We start from the raw sequence: 22212 nt of genomic DNA, 5'->3' as shown, positions 1-22212 counted from the left end.
TGAAATTGAAATCGAACATAAGGGCATGATTCATGAGACTTTCTTCGCTATGGCTGGCCGCTGCCGCATCGTCCGCTCTGTGCACGGCGGCATACGGCGCCGATCCCATCATTGAAGCGCCCGTGGTTGACGCTGCTCAGCCAGTCGCCTTCGATTGGACCGGCGGATACGTTGGTGTTTTCGCAGGCATCGCGCGCGCGCAGACCGAGGCGACAGACCTTGAAGGCGTCGAGTTCGATGATTCGGATTCGTATACCCGCGACGGCCTGGGAGGGTTTGGTGGTCTGACTCTCGGCTATAATTTCCAGCACGGTTCTTTGGTTTTCGGTCCTGAACTCGAGGCGGGCTACCTCTCCAACCAGCACTTGTGGCAGGACATCGATCAGACACAGAACCAGCAGCCCGCGATGCTCACTGAGTATGGCCCCTACGCGGTTGCAGCCGGCAGAGCTGGCTTTGCGAGCGACGGAGTTCTCTTTTACGGCAAGGCGGGCGGCGTGCTCGCGCACATCCGTTCTGGTGCCGGGGAGTTCGATGGCGTTGGCTCGGAAGACGAAGGCGGTCAGTGGGGATTCGATGGTGAAGAGGCAGGTTACGGCGAGAGCGCACGGTTTGGCTGGGCACTGGGCGGCGGTGTCGAAATGGCGGTGGATGCCAATCTTTCGTTCAAGGCAGAATATCTTTACATGAACTTCGGCACCGCCACCTACGATGGGGAAGTGCCAGACGAATCGCCGTTCACATTCGATGACGACTTGCACACCGCCAAGATCGGCTTGAACTACAGCTTCTAAACCCGGGATGGTTCCTGCTCTGTCGCACTGGACGACAGAGTCTATGGCCTCCTGCTCCTTGATGACTTGATCGAGAGCGAACGCGGCCGGTCGGCGCCCTCCAGTGATGTCGACCAGTCGCCGCCTCCCTGATCAGGCCTGACTTGAGCCCCGGACCGTCTTCGTGCGGTCCGGGGCTCGCTCCATTGGCTTGTTTTCCATCTGCTTGCTTGGCCTCCTGCGGCGGACCCGGCGCCAATCATCGGCTCCCGGCCACTCCGGGACGAACGCCTTGTGCGCCCTCTAGCAAAGCAGGCCCACGACGAAGTCCTCGAGATTGACCAGCGCATAAGCGGCGTCATCGAGATCGACCGAGCACATCACCGCATTGACCGGACCGAGCGTGATCCTGCCGTCTTCGTCATAATATTCCCTGATCGGGCGGACGGTGCCGTCCCTCAAGGTCACGAGATTGAATTCCGGATGCGCGGCCGCGACCGCGAGTTCGATACGCATGGGTAGTCTCCCCGCCAAGTTCGACCGGGCGGACCATAGTTGATCGTAGGATCAACGCGATTAGGGCCACTACGGATATCCGGGCTTCTTGTGATCATGGCCGACAGCGATCACTCCGGCTTATCCCCGCCCGTCCCACCTCGGGCTTCAAATTTGCCCACCAGACAGCAGTGCGCTAGTCTGCCCGCTCTCAGTGGAGAACGGGCCGGGGCAAAAGCGCCGTCCGCTGTCCGGGGAGCAAAGCAGGCGGCGTTGCCCGCGTGGCGAACCGCCTTCGCCAACAGGAGGGGACCGATGAAATACCTTATCGCGGCTTTCGCCGCACTTGGCCTTACGGGATCAGCCGGAGCGGTCGAGCTCACCGCACCGATGAGCTACAATCCCAATGGCGTGGATCCCGCGACCATGGAGTGCACGGTTCCGGGCAAGGTGACATCGACCTTCACGGACCGCCGTGGAAACACCTATATCTCATGCGCGTCCGCGCCCAGCCCGCGGAAATTCATCGAAAGCAGGCTTGGCGAGCCGCTTGATCCGGACAGCGACCAGGATGGCGTTTCGGATGGAGACGTATTGGACTGATCACAGTCGCGCCGGGCCCTCGATTGCAGGTCCGGCGATGTGACAGCCCTCCGGCCGCGTTCCCTGCCGTTGGCAGGGGCGCTCGTCTCCGGCCACCCTGCCCCGCGCCATGCTTTTTCCATACGTCTGCCCTTGCCCCCGCATTGCCCCATTTGCGGCGGCAACCATTCGACACGTCGATACGTTTGTGATCGGCGGGGGCTGACATCAGGAGCGCGTCGAACGGCAAGTCCGACGACGCAATGGAGCATGACGATGATGAAATCCTTCGCTGCAGCAGCCACGATTGCTGCCCTTCTTTCCGTACCTGCCCTCGCCCAGGACATGGATCCCAGCGGCACCTGGGTCGACCAGTGGGGGACGACCTTCACGTTCGAACTCTGCGGCGACGGCACGCAATTGTGCGGCGTTCTCAACGACATCCAGGGCGATTCCCGTACAGAAGAGAACCTCCAGCTCGTTGGCCAGGAGGTCGTCCAGGGCGATCTTGTCGCCCCCAACACCTGGGAGGGCAACATTGGCCTCAACGGCACAAACGCGACAGCCACGGTCGAGCAGACCGGGCCCGACACCCTCACGATTACCGGCTGCCAGGCCGCGATTCTCTGTTCGAGCATCGATTATCAGCGGTCCTGATTTTCAGCCCTGACGGGCCGCCCCAATATCACCGAACACGTGGGGCGGCCGAAGTGTTTCCAGGAAAAGTGGAAACACTTTTCCTCTTCGGAAACGCGACACATCAAAGACTTGGGAATCCGGTTCTGATCCAATCAGAACCGGAACTCTGTTGCGCGCCTGATTGCGTCATACCCCGCCATATCCGCAGCATTCGGGGATCCAACCGTTCTTGGTGCCTCCTTGGTTTTGCGTTACCTGTTGCCCAGCGCGCCATCTCGGATGACCGGCGGGTCAGCAGGCGGGGCAACGCGGTCAATTCGGGCACGGGCTGGTGCCGATCGAGGGCAGCATGGCGATTGTAGGCGTGATTCTCGGCGGGGGCAGCGGCCTAAGGCTCGGGGGCGTCAGAAAGGGTGATCTCAGGCTCGCCAATCGGCCGCTCCTTGCGCTGGTCCACGCCCGCCTCGCCCCTCAATGCGATTGTGTCGTCCTCTCGCAGAACGCGGCGCATCGCTGCGCGCCGCCTGCGGCGTTCGATGCCGTCTTGCCCGATCTCCCCGATGGCCCGTCGGGGCCTGCCGCGGGGCTGTGGACGGCAGCGCTCTGGGCCATCAGGACGCACGGCACGTCCGCCAGCCTGCTCTCGGCCCCCGTGGATACGCCCTTTCTGCCGGGCGATTTCGCTGAGCGCTGCCTTGCCGCGGCCAACCCCTGCGTCACAGCCGCCTTCGCGGGCCGGCTGCACCCTGCCTGTGGCCTCTGGCCTGCCCTGGATCTCGTTGCGGCGCTCGCGCCGTGGCGCGGTCTCGCCCGTGGCCCTGCGCTCCATGCGATCGCAGCGTCGCTGGGGGCCGTTAAGCTGGACTATGAAACGCCTGCGAAGCCAGACCCGTTCGCCGGAGTAAATACCCTGCCGGACCTGCTCGCCTTCCAGCGCCGCACCTCCGGCATTGCCCGCCGATGAGAGCGCCCTGCCACGCGCGGACCTGCCCGCGTCGCAGAACCGGCAAACAAGTGCCAAATGGGGGTTGGCAAGCCCGATCAAATTGGTTAGATCATCGCCACCTGCCAAGCAGCGCTGCCTTGTTCCCCGGTAGCTCAGTGGTAGAGCAACCGGCTGTTAACCGGTTGGTCGCTGGTTCGAATCCGGCCCGGGGAGCCAACTATCTTCAGGACTGATGAATGTTGCGCCGCTGCGCGGCGCCAGGCAGGGCCAAGGGGGCGGTTCGCACGGCCCTCGCCGCGCAGCACCAACCCATCATCCCGCTACGCCACGGCCCAAAAATCAATCCCGCCGCTTGGGCCTCGCCGGTGCTACAATGCCCGTCAACCAGCGAGGCACAATGACCACCACGTTCCTGATCCAGTCGTTCCAGCAGCGGGGACGCAAGCTTGTGTCCGATCCGCTCCAGAGAGCGAAGTCCGCAGAAAGCGCCATTGCAACGGCCGAGCGGATCGCCCCTTCCAAGGCGGGGGTCGTCGCCTTCTCCCAGGAAGTTGATGTGGAAACCGATTGCTATGACGAGCCCCAGATTCTGTTCAGAATCGGAACGCTGCCCGAAGAACTCATGGACTGAGCCGGCCGTGGGGTCATGGCCCCGCCGGCGTTTCGCGATGGTCACCGCACCTGTCCTGGCCATGGCGACCTCTGCCCGTGCCGCTTGAGTGCGAGTGGGATCGGAACGGCAGCTCTCGCGGTCGCGGCGCCGCGCCCATTTATCCGCTAGAGCGTTTCCAGAAGAAGTTGAAACACTTTTCCGGTTTGGAAACGCGACACATCAAGGACTTGGAGCTCCTGTTCTGATTCAATCAGAACAGGATATGCTCTAGACGCTCGCACAGTTGAAAAAGGCGCCCTGCGGGGCGCCTTTCAATTTTGCATATCCTGGAATGGATGGAGGCGTTACTGGGCCGCAGGCGCTTCGGCCTCTGGCTCCTGGGTCTCGAGGTCCTCTACCGGAGGCTCGACCGGTGCAATTTCGTCCTCGACCGGCTGGGCCTGCTCCTCGGCTTCCATGGCTTCAGCCTCGATGACTTCGCCCTCCTCAACCACTTCGCCGCCTTCGACTACGGGCAGTTCGGTGGGCTCGATCTCGGCGAGCATGCGTGCGCAGAGCGTGGTCGTGGAGCGCGCGGCTTCGTCACGGTCGGGCATCGCGGCCCAATTGCCTTCGTCGATGTAGTCGCGTTGCAGCGTGGCGCGGGAGAGTTCCTTGAGCTCGGCCAGGTTTTCGCGGGCGTTGTCGTCCGCCATGAAATTCTGCACACAGATCGCAGCGGCGAGGTCTGTCCGGCTCGCGTCTGCAGCCGCCTTCGCCGAGGCCTCGGCGCTGCCGCCGGTCACCCAGCCGCCCCACGCAAAGCCGACAATGGCCACGGCTACGCCGCCGAGCACCGCGCCATAGGCGGCGGGTTTAATCCAAACAGGAATGTTCATGAAATTCCGATCAATCGGGAGTGGGCGGCATGATCACCGCCTTCCGCATGGTACCATCTCTCGCCCCCACCTCCAAACTGCATAGCCTGGCGGCCGTCAGGGCCCTAACGCTGCCGCGTGATCTTTGTCTGCTGATAGGAGAGCCACATGCGCAGCCGCGCGAGCGTCCCGATCCGATAGGGCTTTGCCGGCACGGTCAGATAGCCCTGCTCCACCCCGGCGGAATAGAGGTTCGCCTCATTGGTAATGCGATCCTCGTCCACCCCTTCCGTCACAGCGCTGCCGATGTGACCGCCGGCAACCACGGGGCTGAGCCCGGGCACGGATATCACCGGAATCCCCATGGCGCCCGCTACGATGCCGAAATAGGCGTCGTCGTCGTGAAAGATTCCGGACGGCAGCTCATGCATGAGCGAGAAGGACCGGGTGTCGGCCATCAGCGCCTTGGCGGGATACACAACGCCGCGGAACCCCTGAGGAGCGTGCACGGGCGTGTAGCGCTCGCCCTTTTCCAGCCCGTCCTTGCGCTTGAACGGTAGGTGATCGAGCCGGATTCCCCCAATCGTCACAATGCAATCGGGCAGCATTCTCGCGCATCGAATCAGGTGCTCTATGTGCCTTGGGCTCTTGAACAGCACATCGTCATCGCAGGTCACGATGTATTCGATCCCCACCTTGCCGCGCACATATTCCAGCGCCCCCAGCAGCTTTGTGGCCGGGCCGTAGTCGATCGAGGGGCGAAACAAGTGCGCCTTGGGGTGCTTTTCGAGGCAGGGCGGCACATGCGCGGCCCCCCATTTGCGGTAATGGTGCGGGATATTGACCAGAACCCTATCGACCACTGACTGCTCCGCAAGGTTATCGAGCACGCGCGGAAGCGTGGTCTCGAACCGCTTGGGTACGGTGGTCAGGCTGATCAGGGTATCCGACATGCGCCCGGTGGCCTTTCTGGGTGCAAATGCGCTCTCCGCGCACGGGATTCACTCAAGGTGCATATCACACAGACGGAAGCCTGCACGGCCGCGCCCTCCTGCTGGCGCCAAATGTGAAGAGTTGCACACAAGCAATTTCGTGTTTCGCGCAATTGACGACAAAATTGCCGCTTATTGTTCCGCCTCTCGCCGCTTGACACAGATCAAGGCTGGCATGCCGCACCGTGCTAAGGTCATGCACAACCAAGGAGCGGGAGCCCCAAATGTACAAGCACATCCTGATCGCCACCGATGGATCTGAACTGGGCACCAAAGGGATCGATCACGGTCTCAAGCTGGCAAAGACCTGCGGTGCCAAGGTCTACATCCTGACGGTCACCGACGTCTGGTCCGCCGGAGCCCTCGCCACGGCCGGCCCCGCCACCATCGCCGAATATGACACTGCGTTGCGCTCGGCCGTAACGGATATCCTCAAGCAAGCTGCCGGGTTCGCCGAAGCTGCCGGGGTCCAGTATCAGACGCGCCACCTGCCCAACCGCTATCCCGCCGATGCTATCGTCGAGACTGCCCAGAGCCAGGGCTGCGATCTGATCGTCATGGCCTCGCACGGCCGACGCGGGTTCCGCCGCATGCTGCTGGGCAGCCAGACCACCGAGGTGCTGACGGCCAGCACCATTCCCGTCCTCGTCGTGCGCTGACAGGAGGCCGGCGGGGGCCCAAGGCCCCTGCCCGCACCGGCTACTGCTCGGCGCGGGGATGCTCCATGAGGTCGCCGGCCGCAATGCCCAGTTCCGAGGATCGCCCACCGGGGATCTCGAGCACGAATCGCACCGGTTCGCCCGAGGGGATGCCGGTGCGGTCCAGGGGGCGGGCATTTTCATGGATGCGCGCGATCTCGCCATTGGCACGGATGAACAGCATGTCGAGCGGGATGTAGGTGTTCTCCATCCAGAACGAGACCGGCCGTTCCTCTTGGAAATCGAACAGCATGCCGGCGTCGGGCGCCAGTTCCTCGCGATACATCAGGCCCTGGGCACGCGTGTCGTTGGTGTCGGCAATCTCGACCGCGAAGGAATGCGTGCCGGTGCCCGAATGAATCAGCACCCGGTCTTCGCTGGCAATGGCCGAACTCGCTCCGAAGGTCTGCCATAGCGCCAGCCCGAGCAGCAGCGCCAGCGCCACAGCCCCGCCCACCATCACCCGCGGGTCGATCCTTGATTTCTTTTGCTCGCTCATCTGGCTCCCGGTCCTGCCTTGTCCGAAACGATCGGCGTTACCCGATCCATGCACTCTGGCTCCCCCGGACGCAATTTTCCAGCGCCTGACCCGATCGTGTCCGCGAAACTGCGCGCGGCGGTGGATTGTCGACAGTGAGTCCCGTGCCCGCCCGTCACCGCGTAGCCCGTTTCCGAGGAACGGCGCCAAGGCGCAGACGTCTGGACCGGGCGAGGGCTTCAGTGCGAGGACGGTCCCTCGCCCCAGCCATCGGGCCGGATTTCGGCGACCATAAGGCCCTTGGGGCCATCCCCATAGCGGGCGAGCACGAACTGCCCGGGGCGCAACTCCGTCAGCCCGAAGCGGCGCAGCGTTTCCATGTGGATGAAGATATCGGGATGCCCTTCGCCTGCCGAGAGAAAGCCGAATCCCTTCACCCGATTGAACCACTTCACCTCGAGCCGCTCGAGAGGCGAGGTCGGTTCCACCTGCACATGGGTGCGCGGCGCCGGCATCTGTGAGGGGTGGAGGGCAGTCGATTCGTCCATGGACACGATCCGGAAGGCCTGCAGCCCACCCGGGCGGTTCAGCGCCTCGACAACGATCCGCGCGCCCTCATAGGCGGTCTGGAAGCCATCCCGCCGAAGACAGGTGACATGCAGCAGCACGTCCGGACCGCCATCGTCGGGAATGATGAAGCCGAATCCCTTGCCCGCGTCGAACCATTTGATGGCCCCGGCGATCTCGATCACATCCATGTCGGTTGCACCGGTCATGGCCTGCTCGTCCCGCCCGGCGCCGGCCCCCCGCGCGCTCCCGTCGTCTTTCGCCCCCATGAAACCACTCTCTTCAACTACTCGAAATCCCGCAACCGCGGGTAAACCCGTTATGGACACACTTTGGCCGATTCAATTCCAAAAGTTAAGGACCATTAAACAATTTGTTGGCCCAATACGGCCAGTAAACTCCACGCCCGTGCAACCTTGCAGGTCATGTGCGGGTTTTGCTGGCGCGCCTCGCCCCAAGCTCGACCAATTATCCTGCCGGCACGCGCGAGAGATCAAAACCCTCGGGCCGAGGTTCTGATTCCATCGGGAGCTCAAATGCTCTAGGCAGTCTGCCAGTCGCGCCCGCCTGTTCGGGCGCACGTTTTCAGGAGAGTGTGAACCCATGAAATACTTGCACACAATGGTCCGCGTAAAGGACATCGATGAGAGCCTTCGCTTTTACCGCGACGCGCTCGGTCTGGTCGAATCCCACCGCAAGGAAAACGACAAGGGCCGGTTTACCCTGGTCTTCCTGCACGCCCCCGGCGATGAGGATGCCAAGGTCGAGCTGACCTACAACTGGGATCCCGAAGAGTATTCGGGCGGTCGGAACTTCGGGCACCTCGCCTATGAGGTCGATGACATCTACGCCACCTGCCAGCACATCCAGGATCAGGGCCACACCATCCACCGGCCCCCGCGCGATGGCTGGATGGCCTTCGTGAAGTCCCCGGACGGCATCTCGATCGAGCTGCTCCAGAAGGGCGAGCGCAAGGCGCCGCAGGAGCCCTGGGCGTCAATGGAAAACACCGGCACCTGGTAGCCGCCCCGCTGCGCGGATCAGTACATTTTTAACCATTCCAATTGACCGGCGGTTAGCCAACCGCCGGTATTTTCATGTCCGAGGTTGGGAAATTTTCAGTTTCGAAACCCCGGGTAGTTTTATGCGTATCCTTTCCGTCGTCATCACAATGGTCCTGCTTCTGGGCGCCTGCGCGCCCATGGCAATGTTCGCCTCGAGCAGCGGGGTGGGCTATTCCGGGCTCAAATCCGACTGGGGGACTCTGGTCACTAGTGATCGGGTCAACGCACTTTGCCTTACCCCCAGGCTCCGGCTTCTGATCTGGGACATCGAGGGCCATTTCGGCAAGAAGGTCGTGATGAGTTCGGGCTATCGCACGCCTTGGCACAATGCGTCGGTGGGCGGAGCGTCGGCTTCCTATCATACGCGTTGTATGGCCGCGGACCTCTACATCCCCGGCGTCGACAAGCAGCGCCTGATTGCCTACGCCTACCGCAATTCTCATGTGGGCGGGCTGGGGTGCTACCCCGGACAGCGCTTCATCCACGTGGATGTGCGCGACCGGCCGCGCAGAGGACCGATCACCTTCAACGGCTGCTGACGCACGCAAACGTCAAAAAAGCCGGCAGGAGCCGAATTTGGGTCTTGCCAGCGCAAATCCGGCCCCCTATACACCGCCTCACGGTTGTTAGCGCCCTTCGTCTAGTGGTCTAGGACGCCGCCCTTTCACGGCGGAAACACGGGTTCGAGTCCCGTAGGGCGCGCCAACCTGCTTCTCTGGCTTTCGCTTGTTCATCCTCTGGATGTTGCGCGGCGGGTGCTTTGGGAGTACCGATGGCTCAGCCATCCCGCGCCCTTCGTCTAGCGGTTAGGACGCCGCCCTCTCACGGCGGAAACAGGGGTTCGATTCCCCTAGGGCGCGCCAGTTCCTCCACAGAGATCGTTCGCTGCGGTGATCGACGCTGACGCGGTTGGTCCATGCGCCCCATTCCAGTCACCGATTCGCTGTCCATCGATGAAGAGGAACTCGACTTCTCGTTCGTGCGCGCCTCGGGCGCCGGCGGGCAGAACGTCAACAAGGTGGCAACCGCGGCCCAGCTCCGGTTCGACCTCATGGGCTCGCCCTCCCTGCCCGAGCCGGTCAAGCGCCGCGCCGCGAGGATTGCGGGCAGCCGCCTGACCAAGGACGGAATCGTGGTGATCTTTGCGGACAGCTTCCGCAGCCAGCCCCAGAACCGCAAGGACGCGACGGACCGGCTGGTGGACATCCTTTCGCGCGCGGCCACCCCGCCCAAGCGCCGCATCGCCACGCGCCCGACCCTCGCCTCCAAGCGCCGCCGGATCGAAGCCAAGGCCCGCACCGGCAAGATCAAGAAGCTCCGCTCGGGCAAGCCCTCGATCACCGACTGATCGCCACCCCCAGATACGCTTACGGAACCGACACCGTGCGCACCCGTTCGCGTGCCACGGCACACAGGCGAAACAGGCGGGCTCATGGATATCTCGGCAATGCTCTTCCAGGACTGGGAAGGGATCGTGCGAACACTTCTGGTGGGCGTGCTCGCCTATGGGACGCTGGTCATCTTCCTGAGGATTTCCGGCAAGCGCACCCTCGCCAAACTCAACGCGTTCGATCTCGTGGTCACCGTTGCGCTGGGCTCCACGCTCTCGGCGATCATCCTTCAGGAATCGGTGGCGCTGGCGGAAGGCGCAGCGGCGCTTGCGGTGCTCATCTGCGCGCAGTTCCTCGTCACTTATGTTTCGGTCCGTTCGCGCGGGTTCGCCGCGTTGGTCCGCTCCGAACCGACGCTTCTGGTGCACAAGGGCGCCTTTTGCGACGACGCCATGCGACTCCAGCGCGTCACCCGCGAGGAGGCCTGGAGCGCGATCCGCGCTCAAGGGGGCGACGATCTCGAGCGTGTCGAGAACCTCGTCCTTGAAAGCGACGGCACGATGAGCGTCGTCTTCCGCGTGTAAGCCATCCGTTATGGCCAAAACGCCCCACCCGGCCCGAAATCGGAGGCGATGCGGGCAAACCCGTTTGACTCCGGGCCGGCAAAGCGAACAATACGCTCAACGACAAAGGCGAGCTGGCCTCCTTCTGGAGCGCGGCCCGCTTTCACGCCGGGGAATCACACACACCGCAATGACCGCCCGATCGATCGGACAGGAACCGCAGCTTGTGCGCGCAGAGAGTGACGGCGCACCGGCCTACAAGCTTTCCGGCGCGTGGACCTCGGCCCATGCCCGCACGCTTGAGCGCGCGGTCGACGCGGCTCGGTCCTCCGACCGCAGCCCGGTTTCCCGCATCGACATGGGGGACGTGCTCGCGCTCGACACCATCGGAGCCTGGCTGGTCCTCGGGCTTGGTGGCCGGGACGATCAGGCCGCGCGTCCCGAACTGGTCAATGCCGAGCCCCGGCACCTCGCCCTGATCGAGCGGATCAAGTCCCAGCCCCCCGCCGCCGTCCAGCCGGCGCCGACGCACCAGGCCTGGTTCGTCCGGCCGTTCGATACGCTCGGACGGCTCATCGTCGGCGCGGGTGAGGACATCGTCCGCCTGATGGCGGTGCTGGGCCAGATTCTCGTCTCGCTGGTCACCGCCGTGCTCCATCGCGGGCCTTCCCGCGCATCGTCTTATGTGAATCAGTTCGACCTCATCATCCTGCGCGCCGTCCCCATCGTGGTGCTCATCGCGCTGGTTGTCGGCGCCATCATCACCCAGCAGTCGATCCTGCAGCTCCGCAATTTCGGCGTCGCGATATACGTCGTGGATCTGGGCGCCATCCTGATGCTGCGCGAGGTCGGGCTGCTCCTTGCCGCGATCATGATCGCCGGCCGCTCGGGCTCGGCCATCACCGCCGAGATTGGCTCGATGCGCATGCGCGAGGAGATCGACGCGCTCTCGGTGATGGGGGTCGATCCCTATCGCGCGCTCGTTCTGCCGCGCATGGTGGCGCTGGTCGTCGGTCTGCCGCTGCTTTCGTTCATCGCGGCACTGGCCGGTCTGGTCGGCACGGCGATCGTGGCGCAGGTCTACGGCGACATCCCGTTCGACATTTTCCTCGAGCGCCTGCAATCCACGCTCAACATGCGCACTCTGCTGGTGGGGCTGGTCAAGGCGCCCGTGATGGCGCTCATCATCGGTCTGGTGGCGATCAACGAGGGCTTCAAGGTGCAAGGAAGCGCGGAATCGCTGGGCCGGCACACCACGGCATCGGTGGTCCGCGCCATCTTCCTTGTCATCGTCGCCGATGGCCTGTTTGCCATGTTCTTTGCCGCGATCGGGTTCTGATCATGAGCGAGACCCCGGCCATCGAAATTTCCGATCTCGTCGTCGCCTTCGGGCCCAGGCGCGTCATCGACGGGCTCGACCTGGAGGTCGCCCGCGGCGAGGTGATGGGCATCATCGGCCCGTCCGGCTCGGGCAAGTCGGTCACCCTGCGGGCGCTGATCGGGCTCCTTGCGCACCAGAGCGGCACGGTGAAGTTCAATGGAAGGGACGTCTCGTCGCTGTCCGGTCAGGAGAGGCTTGCGCAGTCGCGCCGATGGGGCGTGCTGTTCCAGCAGGGCGCCCTTTTCTCCTCGCTCACGGTCGCCGAGAACATCGAGTTCCCGCTGCGCGAGCATCTGGGGATTTCACGCAAGCTGCGCCGGGAGATCGCGCGGATCAAGATCGAACAGGTCGGCCTGCCCGCGTCCGCGGCCAGTCTCTACCCGTCGGAATTGTCCGGCGGCATGATCAAGCGCGCCGCTCTCGCCCGCGCGCTGGCACTGGACCCCGAGATCCTGTTCCTCGACGAGCCCACGGCCGGGCTCGACCCGATCGGGGCGGCCCGGTTCGATCAATTGGTCTTGAACCTCAAGGACTCGCTCGGGCTTACCGTCTATATGGTCACCCACGACCTCGACAGTCTCACCACCGTGTGCACGCGCATTGCCGCCCTTGGGGGCGGAAGGCTGCTCAAGGCCGGAACGCTCCGGGAAATGCTTGACGCGGACGATCCCTGGCTGATCGACTATTTCCACGGCCCGCGCGCACGTCATCTGAAAGGCAGCGAACATGGAGTCTAGAGCGAACTATGCCGTGGTCGGGGCATTTGCCACGCTGGTCGTCGCGGCCCTTGTCGGCTTCATCTACTGGTTCTCCGCCGCGGATTCGGGCGGTGCGCGAACCCAGTACGACGTGATGTTCACCGGCTCGGTCGCCGGGCTTTCCCGCGGCACCCAGGTGCTGTTCAACGGCATTCCCGTCGGTGATGTGACTGCGGTGCGGGTCGATCCGGAAAACCCGGCCCGCGTCATCGCCCGGCTTTCCGTCCTCGACGATGCGCCGGTCATGAACGACACACGCGCCCTGCTCGAAATCCAGGGCCTCACCGGCATGGCCAACGTCCAGCTCCTCGGCGGCACGCTCGAGGCCGGACGGATTGTGACTGGCGCGGACGAGGACGTCCCGGTTCTCATGGGTGAGCCGTCGGACTTCCAGGTCATCGTCGAGGGCGCCCGCGATATCGTAGTGACCGCCGAAAGCACCTTCGGGCGCATTGACACTTTCCTCAGCGCCAACGAGGATCGCGTGGCCTCCACCCTCGCCAATCTCGAAACGCTCTCCTCCTCGTTGGTCCGGCTCGCCGACACTGCCGGGGGAGATGAGGATTTCCAGGCCATCGTCTCGAACGCGCGCACCGCCATGGAGACGGCCAATTCCACCTTCTCGCGCATAGACGCCTTCTTTGACGCCAACGAAACCAGCCTTTCGGCCTCGATCTCCAACACCGAGGCCTTCACCGGAGCGCTGGCGTCCAATGCCGACGGGCTGGAAGACTTCCTCACCTCCATGTCCGCCGTCAGCGAACAGGTCGAGCCGCTTGCCGGAGAATTGCGCAATCTCACCGTCGACGTCCGACGGGTGGTGGAAGCCATACCGCCCCGGCAATTGCGCGAGACCTTTGACAATGTCGGCGCATTCGCCGAAACCCTCGCCAACAACACCGACAACATCGAAGGCCTGTTCCTCGACGCGCGCACCCTCGCAAGCAATCTGGCTGACATTTCCGATGGCCTGAACCAGACCCTGCGCCTTATCGACGAGGCCACCGACGCCATCGACCCCCAGATCATCGCCCGCGCGCTCGACAATGTGGAGCAGTTCTCGACTGCGCTCGGGGAAAACGCACCAGCGGTCGAGGCCATCCTGACCAACACCGAAACCCTCACCGGTTCGCTCCTCGGGGCCGCCGATCGCATCGACACGATCACCGCAAGGCTCGACGCCATGATGGGGTCCGATGAGGGAACCGACTTCTTCGGGGAACTCGCCCTCGCCGCCACGGCGATCCGCAACCTCGCCGGTCAACTCGACGAGCGGTCCGCCGAAATCACCACGGGGATCAATGCCTTTACGAGCCGTGGGCTCGGCGGATACACTGCATTGGCGGACGAGGCACGGGGCACGCTCCGGCGCCTCGATCGCATACTGGCCAATTTCGAGCGCAACCCCCAGGTCCTGCTGTTCGGCGGGGATTCAGTAAGGGACTTCCAGAGACGATGAGCAAGACGACGCCTGCACGCTCCGGAGCCCTGACGCGCCGCCGCCTGCTCACGCTCGCGGCCGGCTCTGGCGTGGCACTGCTCGCAGGCTGCGCCCTGCCGGGCATGACGCCCGTCACCTATGATCTGGCCGCCACCCCCACGTCCGGTTCCGGGCGGCGTCTGGGCCGCACCGTGCTCATCACCGAGCCCGAGGCCATCCAGACCTATGACACCCAGCGCATCGTCGTGCGCGAGCCCGGCGGGGTTCTGAGCTATCTGGGCCAGTCCCAGTGGTCCGACGTTCTGCCCCGGCTGGTCCAGACCAGGCTCCTGCAATCGTTCCAGGATCGCGGCATCACCAATGTGGGCCGCGTCTCGGACCGCATCGAGCCCGATCTGCTGCTCACCACCGATATCCGCGCCTTCGAGATCGACGCGTCGACGGCGCCGGCAACGGCGGCGGTCTCGATCACCGTGCGGCTGGTGGACGACTGGAACCGCCGCGTGCTCGCCACCGAGACCTTCTCGGCCAATGTCGCGCTTGCCGAGATCACCCCGGCGCTTGCCATCCCCGCCCTCAATGCTGCACTCGCAGAGGTCACGGACGGCATCATCGGCTGGACCGCCGGGCGCGCCTGACCCCTTTTCGTCCCGAGAGACAGCCATGACCCTGCCCCGCCCCGACGCTTCGCTCGAAGACGTGCTCGCCCATGCCGATTCCGGGATTGACCGGAGCCTGGAGCGCCTGTTCACGCTTCTCGCCATTCCCTCGATCTCGACCGATCCCGACTATGGCGCGCACTGCCAGGCAGCGGCGGACTGGCTATCGGGCCAGCTTTCAGAGCTCGGATTCGACGCCTCTGTTCGCCCCACGACCGGGCACCCGATGGTCGTGGGCCATGATCGGTCCGCGACCGGCCCCTCGGTGCTGTTTTACGGCCATTACGACGTCCAGCCCGTCGATCCGCTCGAGCTGTGGGACACCGCTCCCTTCACCCCCACCATCGGCGAGGAGGGCGGCCAGAAGGTCATCCGCGCCCGCGGGGCCTCGGACGACAAGGGGCAGTTGATGACGTTCGTCGAGGCCTGCCGCGCCTTCAAGGCGGTGCGTGGCGCCCTGCCCATCCCCGTCACCATACTGTTCGAGGGCGAGGAGGAAGCCGGATCGGCATCGCTTGGCCCATTCCTCGACCAAACCGCGTCGGAGCTCACAGCCGACGTGGCGCTCGTCTGCGACACCGACATGTGGGACCGGGAGACGCCCTCGATCATCACCATGCTGCGCGGCATGGTTGGTGAGGAAGTCGAGATCACCGCTGCCAGCCGGGATTTGCATTCGGGCATGTATGGCGGAGCGGCGCGCAATCCCCTCCAGCTCCTCTCCGAGATCGTCGCTTCCCTGCGCAATCCGGATGGCTCGGTGGCCATCGAAGGGTTCTATGACGGCGTCGAGGACCTGCCCGATGCGGTCGCCGCCCAATGGCAGCGCCTGCCCTTCGATGAATCCGAATTTCTCGGCGATGTCGGCCTTAGCGCCCCTGCGGGCGAGAAGGACCGTAGCGTTCTCCAGCAGATCGCCGCGCGTCCCACCTGCGAGATCAACGGCATGTGGGGTGGCTATACCGGCCAGGGCTTCAAGACCGTCATCCCGGCGCGCGCCAGCGCCAAGATATCGTTCCGCCTGGTGGGCGATCAAGACCCCGCCAGGGTCAGGGAAGCCTTCCGCTCCCATGTCCGCGCCCGGCTGCCCGAGGACTGCACCGTGACCTTCAAATCGCACGGCGGCAGCCCGGCGACTTCGATCCCCTCCGACAGCGAATTCCTCACCCGCGCGCTCGGCGCTTTGACCGATGAATGGGGCCGCGAGGCCGCCATCGCCGGATCGGGCGGCTCGATCCCCATCGTGGGGGATTTCAAGCGCAAGCTGGGAATGGAGTCGCTTCTGATCGGATTCGCGCAGACGGGCGATCGCATTCACTCGCCCAACGAAAAATACGATCTGGCCAGCTACCACCGGGGCATCAGGTCATGGATCCGGATTCTGGACGCGCTCTCGGCCTGACGCAAATGCGATCGCCTGCTCGGCATTGGCCGGCTCGAAAGCCCTGACCTCGATCTGGGGCAGCACCGCTCCGACCGCCCTGGCGACCAGGGGCTGCATCCCGCCTCGCGCTATGACCGAGACGCGTGGAAACTGGTGCCAGTGGCCGAAGAAGTTCCTCTGATAGGACAGATCGGTCAGCAACGCTTCGAGCGTCATCCCGTCCATCTGGGCGAGGTCTGCGACCAGTCCCACGTTCCGGTTGCCGCTCAGGCGCGATTTCAGCGCCTTTGCACCGTGATCGACATCGTCAGCGCTCAATTGGCCAACGACCCTCAAGACCATCACATTGTCGGGCAATTGGGTGATTTCGATCATGGGTTCAGCCTCCCGAACCAGGCCGAACGCTGCGACGCCCGATCGGTTCCCGAAACGCACGAATTTTTGTGATCCGGGGGCCGGCCCGCCTCGTAAAGGGACTAAACCCACTGGAGGCTATGGTGTATGCAGTAGACATGAGCGACACCACATCCAAGCCCGTGCCCGAGGCCAAGTCGATTGCAGATCCGGCCGATCTTCTGGCGAGAATCGCCGAAAGCAAGGATCGCAAGGCACTTGCAGAGCTGTTCAGGCAGCTTGCGCCAAGGCTCAAGTCGATGATGCTCAAACTCGGAGCCGACGGCGCGCTGGCCGAGGATCTGGTTCAGGAAACGCTGCTCGCCGTCTGGCGTAAGGCGCACCTTTACAGTCCCGATCGCGGTGCAGCGGTGACTTGGATATTCACGATCGCGCGCAATCTGCGCATCGATCAGCTCCGCCGGCTGTCGAACAAGCCCTACGAGGATCTCGAGGGCATCGAGACGACCGACGACACGCCGAACGGCCTCCAACGGATTGAACAGCAGGAGATCATCTCTCGGGTCAAGACGGCGCTGGGGGATTTGCCGAAGGACCAACAGGAAGTGATACGTTTGAGTTTTCTGAGCGACATGACGCATTCGGACATTGCCGAACGCCTCGACATCCCGCTCGGCACCGTGAAGTCGAGACTGCGCCTTGCCTATGGCCGCTTGCGCCCTCTTCTGGAGGATCTGCAATGACCGTTTCCCATCACCCCGACATCACCACGCTCATGGCGTTCAGCGCAGGGTCGCTTGATGAGCCCTATGCGCTGGTCATCTCCACGCACCTTGCCATGTGCGAGGGCTGCCGCGCTCAGCTCGACAGGCTCGACGTGATCGGCGGCGCGCTTCTGGCCGGCGTCGAGGAAGAGCCTGTGTCCGACGATGCGCTCGATGCACTGCTGGGCCGGCTCGACGAGGCGCCCGCCGAGGATCCGATCCGCATGCAGCCGCGCGGTGCCGACGTGCCTGCACCACTCGCCCGCTATGCGCCCGAAGGTCTCGACGCCCTGCCCTGGAAGGGTCGCGGCGGCGGTGTTGCCACCTGCGAGTTGCCCGTCTCGCCCCACGCGCAGTCGCGGCTCATGTTGCTCAGGGTCGGCGCGGGTCGCGCGGTGCCCGAGCACGGCCATGGCGGACACGAGCTGACGCTGATCCTGCGCGGCTCCTATTCGGACCGGTTCGGCCGGTTCGGCGTTGGTGACATCGCGGACCACGATCAGGACGTCGAGCACCAGCCGATCGCCGAGATGGGCGAAGACTGCATCTGTCTGATCGCTGTGGACGCCAAGCTCAATTTCCGCTCACGGCTCATGAAGCTGCTCCAGCCGCTGGTCGGGATCTGATATGGCAGGCATTGCATGGGTTCTGGGCGGCGGCTCGGGCATCGGGGCCGAGCTGGTAAAGCAGCTGTCCGCGCGCGGCTGGACCGTGGCCATCTCGGGTAGGCGCACCGAACCGCTCGATGCGCTCAAGGCGAGCCACGGCGCCCATCCCTACCCCCTCGACGTCACCGATGCCGAGGCCTGCCGTGAGGTCACCGTGAGAATCGCGTCCGATCTCGGGCGCATCGATCTCGTCGTCTTTTCCGTCGCCGCCTGGGACGTCACCAAACCCGGCGTCTACGAGTATGAAAAATTCGCCGCGATGATGGACACCAATGTCCTCGGGGCCATGCGGGTGCTCGATCCGGTGATCGGCCAGATGCGCCGTCAGGGGGCGGGCGAGATCGCCATCGTGGCCTCGGTGGCCGGCTATTTCGGCCTGCCGCGCGCAGCGGCCTACAGCTCGGGCAAGGCTGCGCTCATTTCTCTCGCCCAGACCATGCGCACCGAGCTCGCGCCCGAGAATATCTCGGTCCGGATCGTCTGCCCCGGGTTCGTCAAGACCGACCTCACGGCCAAGAACGACTTTCCCATGCCATTCCTTATGGAAGCCGAAGACGCGGGCAAGCGCATAGCGGACGGGCTGCTCGACACAAAAAAGTTCGAGATCGCCTTCCCCCTGCGGTTCGTCCTGATCCTCAAGACGATCAGGCTTCTGCCCTACCCGCTCTTTTTCGCGCTGATGAGCCGGCTGATCCGCCAGAGCTGATCTGGAAACAGGGCAAGGCGGCTGTGCTGTAATGCATCAAGCACAACCCATCTGATCGCCACTCAGGCCGGCCGGCGATACTGGTAGATGCCGACGTCGATCATGCCTTCGGTGAATCCGGCCTCGCAATAGGCGAGGTAATAGACCCATTTGCGCTTGAAGCGCTCATCATAGCCAAGTTTGGCGATCTCGGGCCAGCGCGCCAGGAACGCCTCGCGCCACAGGCGCAGGGTCTTGGCGTAGTCGTGCCGGAAGCAGTCGGTCTGCTCGAGCACGAGCCCCGCCTTTGCCGCCACGTCCTTCATCACCGGCTTGGTCAGCAGCATTCCGCCGGGGAAGATGTAGCGCTGGATGAAATCGGGACCCGATTTGTAGTCCTCGAAATCCTTCTCCCGGATGGTGATCGCCTGGATCGCCGCGGTGCCGCCCGGCTTGAGCCGATCGTGCACGGTCTGGAAATATTGCGGCCAGTGCTCCTCGCCCACGGCCTCGATCATCTCGATCGAGGCGATGTGGTCGAATTGCCCTTCGGTATCGCGATAATCCTCAAACACGAGCGCGCCACTCCCGTCCATGGACTGCCGGGCCAGCCGGTCGCGGGCGTATTTGAGCTGTTCGCGCGAGAGCGTGATGCCCCGCACATGAGCGCCAGCTTCGCCGATGGCGGTCTCGGCAAATCCTCCCCAGCCGCACCCGATCTCGAGCACGCGCCCACCCGCCTCTATCCCGCACATCTCGATGATACGTCGGTACTTGGCGCGCTGGGCGTCGGCGAGCGACATATCCCTGCCCGCGTAATAGGCCGACGAATAGGTCATCGTTTCATCGAGCCACATCTCGTAGAAATCATTGCCGAGGTCGTAGTGCTCGGCGATGTTCTGCTGGGAGCCTTCCCTGGTGTTGGGCCGCGCCATATGATAGGCGAGGTCCTTGGCCGCGCGCCGGAACAGGCCGGGATTGGCGTTGTCGAACACATCCTGGTTCTGGAGGAAGAACCTGAACAGCTTGGTCAGGTCCTCGACCTCGATATCCCCGCGCATATAGGCTTCGGCAAAGCCCACCGTGCCGCGCCGCATGCTCTGGCCGATCACCGAGAAATTTGGCATGCGCAGATAGGCATGTTCGCCGGTGCGCGGGTCGCCGATGGTGCGGGCGCGCCCGCTGGGCAGCGTCACGGTCACTGCGCCGTGCTTGGGCGCGCCGATCAGAGCCGTCCCGATCTTCTCGATCAGCAGCGAGCCTATCCGCTTTATGGGGCCCGCCGGCCCGCGCCCGGTGCCAGCTGTCGCTTCACTCATTGAGAGACCTCGCCTCTTCTCCCGCCGTCGATACGTCCGGCTTGCGCTTTCCATCCTTGAGGTGCGCGCGCAGGCCGATCGTATGAGGAACGCCCTTGAGCCAGAGCTTGAGCGCTTCCCAATGTATTCCGGCAATAATCTTAATTGTCATCAGGGGATATGCAAGTGCGAGCTTTGCCAGTCGTTTGTCGTCCAGCCGCTCGCGCGTGCCATCAAACCATGCGGTCAGGATCGCACCCTTCCCGGTCGTAAGGGTGATTCCTGTGAAAACCGCGTCCCCCGGCGGGCGCACCGAAAAGCGGTACTGGCCTTCCAGCGTATTGAACGGCGACACATAGAACGCCTTGGGCTCGGTGTGCCCGATCTCGATCGGATCGCCATCCACGACGTAATCGTAGAAATGGTGCTCGCCGAAGGTGTTGCGCACCTCGTAGATCAGCATCACCGTCCGGCTATCGACATCCTCGAGGTAATAGACCGTCAGCGGATTGAACGCGTAGCCAAGAATGCGTGGGTAAGCCAGCATCCGGACACGCTCCACCCTGTCGGCCACGCCGGCGGCTCGCGCACGCTCCATCGCGTGGCATTTGGGGTTGGAGCCGTCACGCGCGCCGAAATCCCTGAACCTGAGAGAAAAGATATTCCAGCGGTTTACAGAGAACAGCTTGAGTTTTGAATCAAGGTCGTCGATGTGGTCGAGGTCCAGCAGCGCCGAGAAGACGCGGTAACGCAGCTTGTGACGGCGCGGCCAGACGCGATGATGGACTACATCGCCCACGTAAAGCGCCGAACTCTCGCTGGATCCATCGGTGTCTATTCGGCCGCCCATTTGGCCGATTCTCCTTCGATCCAGTTGTGCGCGATCCTGTCGCGCGCACGTTCGACCGTCCATGGCCGGTCCAGCCCACCGATCCGCTCGGCGACTTCAAGCCCGGCCTGCAGGCCGTCCTCGTGGAAGCCGTAGCTCAGCCACGCCCCGGCAAACCACGTCCGGTTCACGCCCTGTATCCGCCCGATCCGGCTCTGCGCGTCCACCGACGCACTGTCGAAGATCGGGTGCCGGTAGTCGGTCTCGTAGTGGATCGAACCGGGCGCGAAATCCTTGTAGGGGTTCAGCGTCACGAACACGTTCTGTCGGGTCTCGAGCGGCTGCAGGCGGTTCATCCAGTACGAAACGCTCAAGGCATCGTCATCGTTGCCGGCGGGGCGCAGATAGTTCCAGGCGCACCACAGGTGCCGCCGCTTCGGCATGAAGGCGGGATCCGAGTGCAGCACCGCATGGTTGGTGGAAAACCGGAAACGGCCCAGAAGATCGGCCTCGTCGGGCGAAGCGTCGGCCAGCATCCTGCGCGCCTCATCGGCGTGGCACGCCAGCACCACTTCGTCGAACCGCTGGACCTGCCCCGTGCTGTCGGTGATCTCGACGCCTGACGGCTTGCGGTGGATCGCGGTAATCTCGACCCCGGTGCGCACGTCCATCTTGGCGTCGGCCAGAAGGCGCGAGACATATTCCTGCGCTCCGCCCATCACCGTGCGCCAGGACGGACGCCCGAGAATCCGCAACAGACCATGATTGGAGAAAAACCGCACGAAGGTATGGGCAGGGAAATCGAGCATGCCCCGCGACGGGGTCGACCAGATGGCCGCGGACACGGGAAGGATGTGGTCCTCGATAAACGCTTCGGAGTACCCGCAGCGCTCGAGAAACCCCGCCACCGTTATGTCGGCCGGCATGTCGAGGATGTCGCGCTCGGCATTGCGGAAGAATCGCACGATGTCCTGGACAAGCCGCCAATGCTCTGGCCGCAACAGGTTGCGCTTCTGGCCGAACATGCCGACCAGCTTTTCGCCGTTATATTCCAGCCGGCCTTCACCGACCGAAACGGCAAAGCCCATATGCGAGGGCGCGGTCGCCACCTTCAGGTGATCGAACATCGCCGTGAGGTTGGGATAGTTCGCCTCGTTGAACACGATGAAACCGGTATCGACCGGAACAGGCCCCTGGGACGTATCCATGGCGACAGTGTTGGTGTGCCCGCCTATGCGCTCTTCGCGCTCGATAAGGGTGACCCGGCTGGTCTTTGAGAGGTGCCAGGCTGCAGCAAGCCCTGAGATACCCGAACCGATAACTGCGATTGAATGCGGCGCCATACGCGGCCTTTCCCGAAAAACCATACCTGTCGGCTACTTACGCCCGTGTG

The 22212-nt window shown here is 63.8% G+C and carries 27 protein-coding genes and 3 tRNA genes; 21 read left to right on the top strand and 9 right to left on the bottom strand.

The features are described from left to right. Window positions 1–32 precede the first annotated feature (32 nt). The gene (locus tag EO136_RS01885) at window positions 33–794 is read left to right on the top strand and encodes an outer membrane protein (RefSeq protein ID WP_127142771.1); all 762 of its coding nucleotides are present in this window, start codon (window positions 33–35) and stop codon (window positions 792–794) included. Between the two features lie 282 nt (window positions 795–1076). Here EO136_RS01885 and EO136_RS01880 read toward each other — a convergent pair whose 3' ends face one another. Next, entirely contained in the window at window positions 1077–1289 is a 213-nt protein-coding gene (locus tag EO136_RS01880) for a hypothetical protein (RefSeq protein WP_127142770.1), read from the bottom strand. Window positions 1290–1583: 294 nt separating this feature from the next. Here EO136_RS01880 and EO136_RS01875 point away from each other — a divergent pair, with 294 nt between their 5' ends. The 5 genes from EO136_RS01875 to EO136_RS01855 all read left to right on the top strand — a co-directional run bounded on the left by EO136_RS01875 (window position 1584) and on the right by EO136_RS01855 (window position 4066). Continuing rightward, the gene (locus EO136_RS01875) at window positions 1584–1871 is read left to right on the top strand and encodes a hypothetical protein (protein WP_127142769.1); all 288 of its coding nucleotides are present in this window, start codon (window positions 1584–1586) and stop codon (window positions 1869–1871) included. 255 nt (window positions 1872–2126) lie between these two features. Beyond that, window positions 2127–2507, top strand: a complete 381-nt coding sequence (locus EO136_RS01870; RefSeq protein ID WP_127142768.1) for a DUF2147 domain-containing protein — start codon at window positions 2127–2129, stop codon at window positions 2505–2507. Window positions 2508–2838: 331 nt separating this feature from the next. Further along, the gene (mobA, locus tag EO136_RS01865) at window positions 2839–3453 is read left to right on the top strand and encodes a molybdenum cofactor guanylyltransferase (RefSeq protein WP_127142767.1); all 615 of its coding nucleotides are present in this window, start codon (window positions 2839–2841) and stop codon (window positions 3451–3453) included. Window positions 3454–3576: 123 nt separating this feature from the next. Further along, a tRNA-Asn gene (locus tag EO136_RS01860) sits at window positions 3577–3651 on the top strand. Between the two features lie 181 nt (window positions 3652–3832). Further along, on the top strand, window positions 3833–4066 hold the full coding sequence (locus EO136_RS01855) for a hypothetical protein (RefSeq protein WP_127142766.1): 234 nt from the start codon (window positions 3833–3835) through the stop codon (window positions 4064–4066). A 326-nt stretch (window positions 4067–4392) separates the two neighbouring features. Here the strand turns inward: EO136_RS01855 and EO136_RS01850 are convergent, their stop codons facing one another. After that, window positions 4393–4926 (bottom strand): hypothetical protein, encoded by a 534-nt coding sequence (locus EO136_RS01850; protein WP_127142765.1) that lies wholly within the window; start codon window positions 4924–4926, stop codon window positions 4393–4395. A 104-nt stretch (window positions 4927–5030) separates the two neighbouring features. Further along, a complete protein-coding gene (locus EO136_RS01845; RefSeq protein ID WP_127142764.1) occupies window positions 5031–5858 on the bottom strand; it encodes a glycosyltransferase family A protein in 828 nt (275 codons plus the stop codon). A gap of 263 nt (window positions 5859–6121) precedes the next feature. Here EO136_RS01845 and EO136_RS01840 point away from each other — a divergent pair, with 263 nt between their 5' ends. Then, the gene (locus EO136_RS01840; protein WP_127142763.1) at window positions 6122–6556 is read left to right on the top strand and encodes a universal stress protein; all 435 of its coding nucleotides are present in this window, start codon (window positions 6122–6124) and stop codon (window positions 6554–6556) included. Window positions 6557–6596: 40 nt separating this feature from the next. On the opposite strand, the gene EO136_RS01835 is transcribed toward EO136_RS01840, so the two are convergent. Together EO136_RS01835 and EO136_RS01830 are read right to left on the bottom strand one after the other, a co-directional pair. Further along, complete coding sequence (locus tag EO136_RS01835; protein WP_127142762.1) at window positions 6597–7094, bottom strand: DUF192 domain-containing protein; 498 nt, start codon at window positions 7092–7094, stop codon at window positions 6597–6599. Window positions 7095–7312: 218 nt separating this feature from the next. Further along, a complete protein-coding gene (locus EO136_RS01830) occupies window positions 7313–7909 on the bottom strand; it encodes a cold shock domain-containing protein (protein WP_127142761.1) in 597 nt (198 codons plus the stop codon). Between the two features lie 334 nt (window positions 7910–8243). Here EO136_RS01830 and EO136_RS01825 point away from each other — a divergent pair, with 334 nt between their 5' ends. From EO136_RS01825 to EO136_RS01775, 11 genes are all read left to right on the top strand, one after another. Next, a complete protein-coding gene (locus EO136_RS01825; RefSeq protein ID WP_127142760.1) occupies window positions 8244–8663 on the top strand; it encodes a VOC family protein in 420 nt (139 codons plus the stop codon). A gap of 121 nt (window positions 8664–8784) precedes the next feature. Continuing rightward, window positions 8785–9243 carry a YcbK family protein gene (locus EO136_RS01820; protein ID WP_127142759.1) on the top strand — a complete coding sequence of 153 codons (459 nt, stop codon included), beginning with the start codon at window positions 8785–8787 and terminating at the stop codon, window positions 9241–9243. 90 nt (window positions 9244–9333) lie between these two features. Next, window positions 9334–9409, top strand: a tRNA-Glu gene (locus EO136_RS01815). Between the two features lie 83 nt (window positions 9410–9492). Continuing rightward, window positions 9493–9567, top strand: a tRNA-Glu gene (locus EO136_RS01810). A 53-nt stretch (window positions 9568–9620) separates the two neighbouring features. Beyond that, window positions 9621–10052 (top strand): alternative ribosome rescue aminoacyl-tRNA hydrolase ArfB, encoded by a 432-nt coding sequence (arfB, locus tag EO136_RS01805; RefSeq protein ID WP_127142758.1) that lies wholly within the window; start codon window positions 9621–9623, stop codon window positions 10050–10052. An 84-nt stretch (window positions 10053–10136) separates the two neighbouring features. Beyond that, window positions 10137–10619 carry a DUF421 domain-containing protein gene (locus EO136_RS01800; RefSeq protein WP_127142757.1) on the top strand — a complete coding sequence of 161 codons (483 nt, stop codon included), beginning with the start codon at window positions 10137–10139 and terminating at the stop codon, window positions 10617–10619. 205 nt (window positions 10620–10824) lie between these two features. Then, window positions 10825–11937, top strand: a complete 1113-nt coding sequence (locus EO136_RS01795; protein WP_164730394.1) for an MlaE family ABC transporter permease — start codon at window positions 10825–10827, stop codon at window positions 11935–11937. A 2-nt stretch (window positions 11938–11939) separates the two neighbouring features. Continuing rightward, complete coding sequence (locus tag EO136_RS01790) at window positions 11940–12716, top strand: ABC transporter ATP-binding protein (protein WP_127142755.1); 777 nt, start codon at window positions 11940–11942, stop codon at window positions 12714–12716. Continuing rightward, window positions 12706–14196, top strand: coding sequence for an MlaD family protein (locus EO136_RS01785; RefSeq protein ID WP_127142754.1), 1491 nt, complete (start codon window positions 12706–12708; stop codon window positions 14194–14196). Before EO136_RS01790 ends, EO136_RS01785 begins: the two co-directional genes overlap by 11 nt. Continuing rightward, complete coding sequence (locus tag EO136_RS01780; RefSeq protein ID WP_127142753.1) at window positions 14193–14816, top strand: ABC-type transport auxiliary lipoprotein family protein; 624 nt, start codon at window positions 14193–14195, stop codon at window positions 14814–14816. The genes EO136_RS01785 and EO136_RS01780 overlap by 4 nt, the downstream gene beginning before the upstream one ends. A 25-nt stretch (window positions 14817–14841) precedes the next feature. Further along, window positions 14842–16239, top strand: a complete 1398-nt coding sequence (locus EO136_RS01775; RefSeq protein ID WP_206513246.1) for a M20/M25/M40 family metallo-hydrolase — start codon at window positions 14842–14844, stop codon at window positions 16237–16239. Here the strand turns inward: EO136_RS01775 and EO136_RS01770 are convergent. Continuing rightward, on the bottom strand, window positions 16204–16596 hold the full coding sequence (locus EO136_RS01770) for a SpoIIAA family protein (RefSeq protein ID WP_127142752.1): 393 nt from the start codon (window positions 16594–16596) through the stop codon (window positions 16204–16206). The genes EO136_RS01775 and EO136_RS01770 overlap by 36 nt on opposite strands. Before the next feature lie 137 nt (window positions 16597–16733). Here EO136_RS01770 and EO136_RS01765 point away from each other — a divergent pair, with 137 nt between their 5' ends. The 3 genes from EO136_RS01765 to EO136_RS01755 are packed head-to-tail and all read left to right on the top strand — an operon-like array spanning window position 16734 to window position 18713. Continuing rightward, a complete protein-coding gene (locus EO136_RS01765; RefSeq protein ID WP_127142751.1) occupies window positions 16734–17318 on the top strand; it encodes a sigma-70 family RNA polymerase sigma factor in 585 nt (194 codons plus the stop codon). Then, window positions 17315–17965 carry a ChrR family anti-sigma-E factor gene (locus EO136_RS01760; protein ID WP_127142750.1) on the top strand — a complete coding sequence of 217 codons (651 nt, stop codon included), beginning with the start codon at window positions 17315–17317 and terminating at the stop codon, window positions 17963–17965. Before EO136_RS01765 ends, EO136_RS01760 begins: the two co-directional genes overlap by 4 nt. A 1-nt stretch (window position 17966) precedes the next feature. Continuing rightward, entirely contained in the window at window positions 17967–18713 is a 747-nt protein-coding gene (locus EO136_RS01755) for an SDR family NAD(P)-dependent oxidoreductase (protein ID WP_127142749.1), read from the top strand. Window positions 18714–18775: 62 nt separating this feature from the next. On the opposite strand, the gene EO136_RS01750 is transcribed toward EO136_RS01755, so the two are convergent. From EO136_RS01750 to EO136_RS01740, 3 genes are read right to left on the bottom strand one after another with little or no spacing between them, the layout of a single operon-like run. After that, the gene (locus tag EO136_RS01750; RefSeq protein WP_246018235.1) at window positions 18776–20011 is read right to left on the bottom strand and encodes an SAM-dependent methyltransferase; all 1236 of its coding nucleotides are present in this window, start codon (window positions 20009–20011) and stop codon (window positions 18776–18778) included. Then, a complete protein-coding gene (locus EO136_RS01745) occupies window positions 20004–20840 on the bottom strand; it encodes a DUF1365 domain-containing protein (protein ID WP_164730393.1) in 837 nt (278 codons plus the stop codon). The genes EO136_RS01750 and EO136_RS01745 overlap by 8 nt, the downstream gene beginning before the upstream one ends. Continuing rightward, entirely contained in the window at window positions 20825–22162 is a 1338-nt protein-coding gene (locus EO136_RS01740) for an NAD(P)/FAD-dependent oxidoreductase (protein ID WP_246018234.1), read from the bottom strand. Before EO136_RS01740 ends, EO136_RS01745 begins: the two co-directional genes overlap by 16 nt. Between the last annotated feature and the right edge of the window lie 50 nt (window positions 22163–22212).

Source organism: Pelagibacterium montanilacus, assembly GCF_003992665.1.
Lineage (GTDB): Bacteria > Pseudomonadota > Alphaproteobacteria > Rhizobiales > Devosiaceae > Pelagibacterium > Pelagibacterium montanilacus.
The sequence above is the reverse complement of the archived record's forward strand: the minus strand, read 5'-3'. Positions and strand labels throughout refer to the sequence as shown.

Coding starts and splice junctions, on each gene's coding strand:
- EO136_RS01885 (WP_127142771.1), top strand. CDS start 33: ATGAGACTTTCTTCGCTATGGCTGGCCGCTGCCGCATCGTCCGCTCTG.
- EO136_RS01880 (WP_127142770.1), bottom strand. CDS start 1,289: ATGCGTATCGAACTCGCGGTCGCGGCCGCGCATCCGGAATTCAATCTC.
- EO136_RS01875 (WP_127142769.1), top strand. CDS start 1,584: ATGAAATACCTTATCGCGGCTTTCGCCGCACTTGGCCTTACGGGATCA.
- EO136_RS01870 (WP_127142768.1), top strand. CDS start 2,127: ATGATGAAATCCTTCGCTGCAGCAGCCACGATTGCTGCCCTTCTTTCC.
- mobA (WP_127142767.1), top strand. CDS start 2,839: ATGGCGATTGTAGGCGTGATTCTCGGCGGGGGCAGCGGCCTAAGGCTC.
- EO136_RS01855 (WP_127142766.1), top strand. CDS start 3,833: ATGACCACCACGTTCCTGATCCAGTCGTTCCAGCAGCGGGGACGCAAG.
- EO136_RS01850 (WP_127142765.1), bottom strand. CDS start 4,926: ATGAACATTCCTGTTTGGATTAAACCCGCCGCCTATGGCGCGGTGCTC.
- EO136_RS01845 (WP_127142764.1), bottom strand. CDS start 5,858: ATGTCGGATACCCTGATCAGCCTGACCACCGTACCCAAGCGGTTCGAG.
- EO136_RS01840 (WP_127142763.1), top strand. CDS start 6,122: ATGTACAAGCACATCCTGATCGCCACCGATGGATCTGAACTGGGCACC.
- EO136_RS01835 (WP_127142762.1), bottom strand. CDS start 7,094: ATGAGCGAGCAAAAGAAATCAAGGATCGACCCGCGGGTGATGGTGGGC.
- EO136_RS01830 (WP_127142761.1), bottom strand. CDS start 7,909: ATGGGGGCGAAAGACGACGGGAGCGCGCGGGGGGCCGGCGCCGGGCGG.
- EO136_RS01825 (WP_127142760.1), top strand. CDS start 8,244: ATGAAATACTTGCACACAATGGTCCGCGTAAAGGACATCGATGAGAGC.
- EO136_RS01820 (WP_127142759.1), top strand. CDS start 8,785: ATGCGTATCCTTTCCGTCGTCATCACAATGGTCCTGCTTCTGGGCGCC.
- arfB (WP_127142758.1), top strand. CDS start 9,621: ATGCGCCCCATTCCAGTCACCGATTCGCTGTCCATCGATGAAGAGGAA.
- EO136_RS01800 (WP_127142757.1), top strand. CDS start 10,137: ATGGATATCTCGGCAATGCTCTTCCAGGACTGGGAAGGGATCGTGCGA.
- EO136_RS01790 (WP_127142755.1), top strand. CDS start 11,940: ATGAGCGAGACCCCGGCCATCGAAATTTCCGATCTCGTCGTCGCCTTC.
- EO136_RS01785 (WP_127142754.1), top strand. CDS start 12,706: ATGGAGTCTAGAGCGAACTATGCCGTGGTCGGGGCATTTGCCACGCTG.
- EO136_RS01780 (WP_127142753.1), top strand. CDS start 14,193: ATGAGCAAGACGACGCCTGCACGCTCCGGAGCCCTGACGCGCCGCCGC.
- EO136_RS01775 (WP_206513246.1), top strand. CDS start 14,842: ATGACCCTGCCCCGCCCCGACGCTTCGCTCGAAGACGTGCTCGCCCAT.
- EO136_RS01770 (WP_127142752.1), bottom strand. CDS start 16,596: ATGATCGAAATCACCCAATTGCCCGACAATGTGATGGTCTTGAGGGTC.
- EO136_RS01765 (WP_127142751.1), top strand. CDS start 16,734: ATGAGCGACACCACATCCAAGCCCGTGCCCGAGGCCAAGTCGATTGCA.
- EO136_RS01760 (WP_127142750.1), top strand. CDS start 17,315: ATGACCGTTTCCCATCACCCCGACATCACCACGCTCATGGCGTTCAGC.
- EO136_RS01755 (WP_127142749.1), top strand. CDS start 17,967: ATGGCAGGCATTGCATGGGTTCTGGGCGGCGGCTCGGGCATCGGGGCC.
- EO136_RS01750 (WP_246018235.1), bottom strand. CDS start 20,011: ATGAGTGAAGCGACAGCTGGCACCGGGCGCGGGCCGGCGGGCCCCATA.
- EO136_RS01745 (WP_164730393.1), bottom strand. CDS start 20,840: ATGGGCGGCCGAATAGACACCGATGGATCCAGCGAGAGTTCGGCGCTT.
- EO136_RS01740 (WP_246018234.1), bottom strand. CDS start 22,162: ATGGCGCCGCATTCAATCGCAGTTATCGGTTCGGGTATCTCAGGGCTT.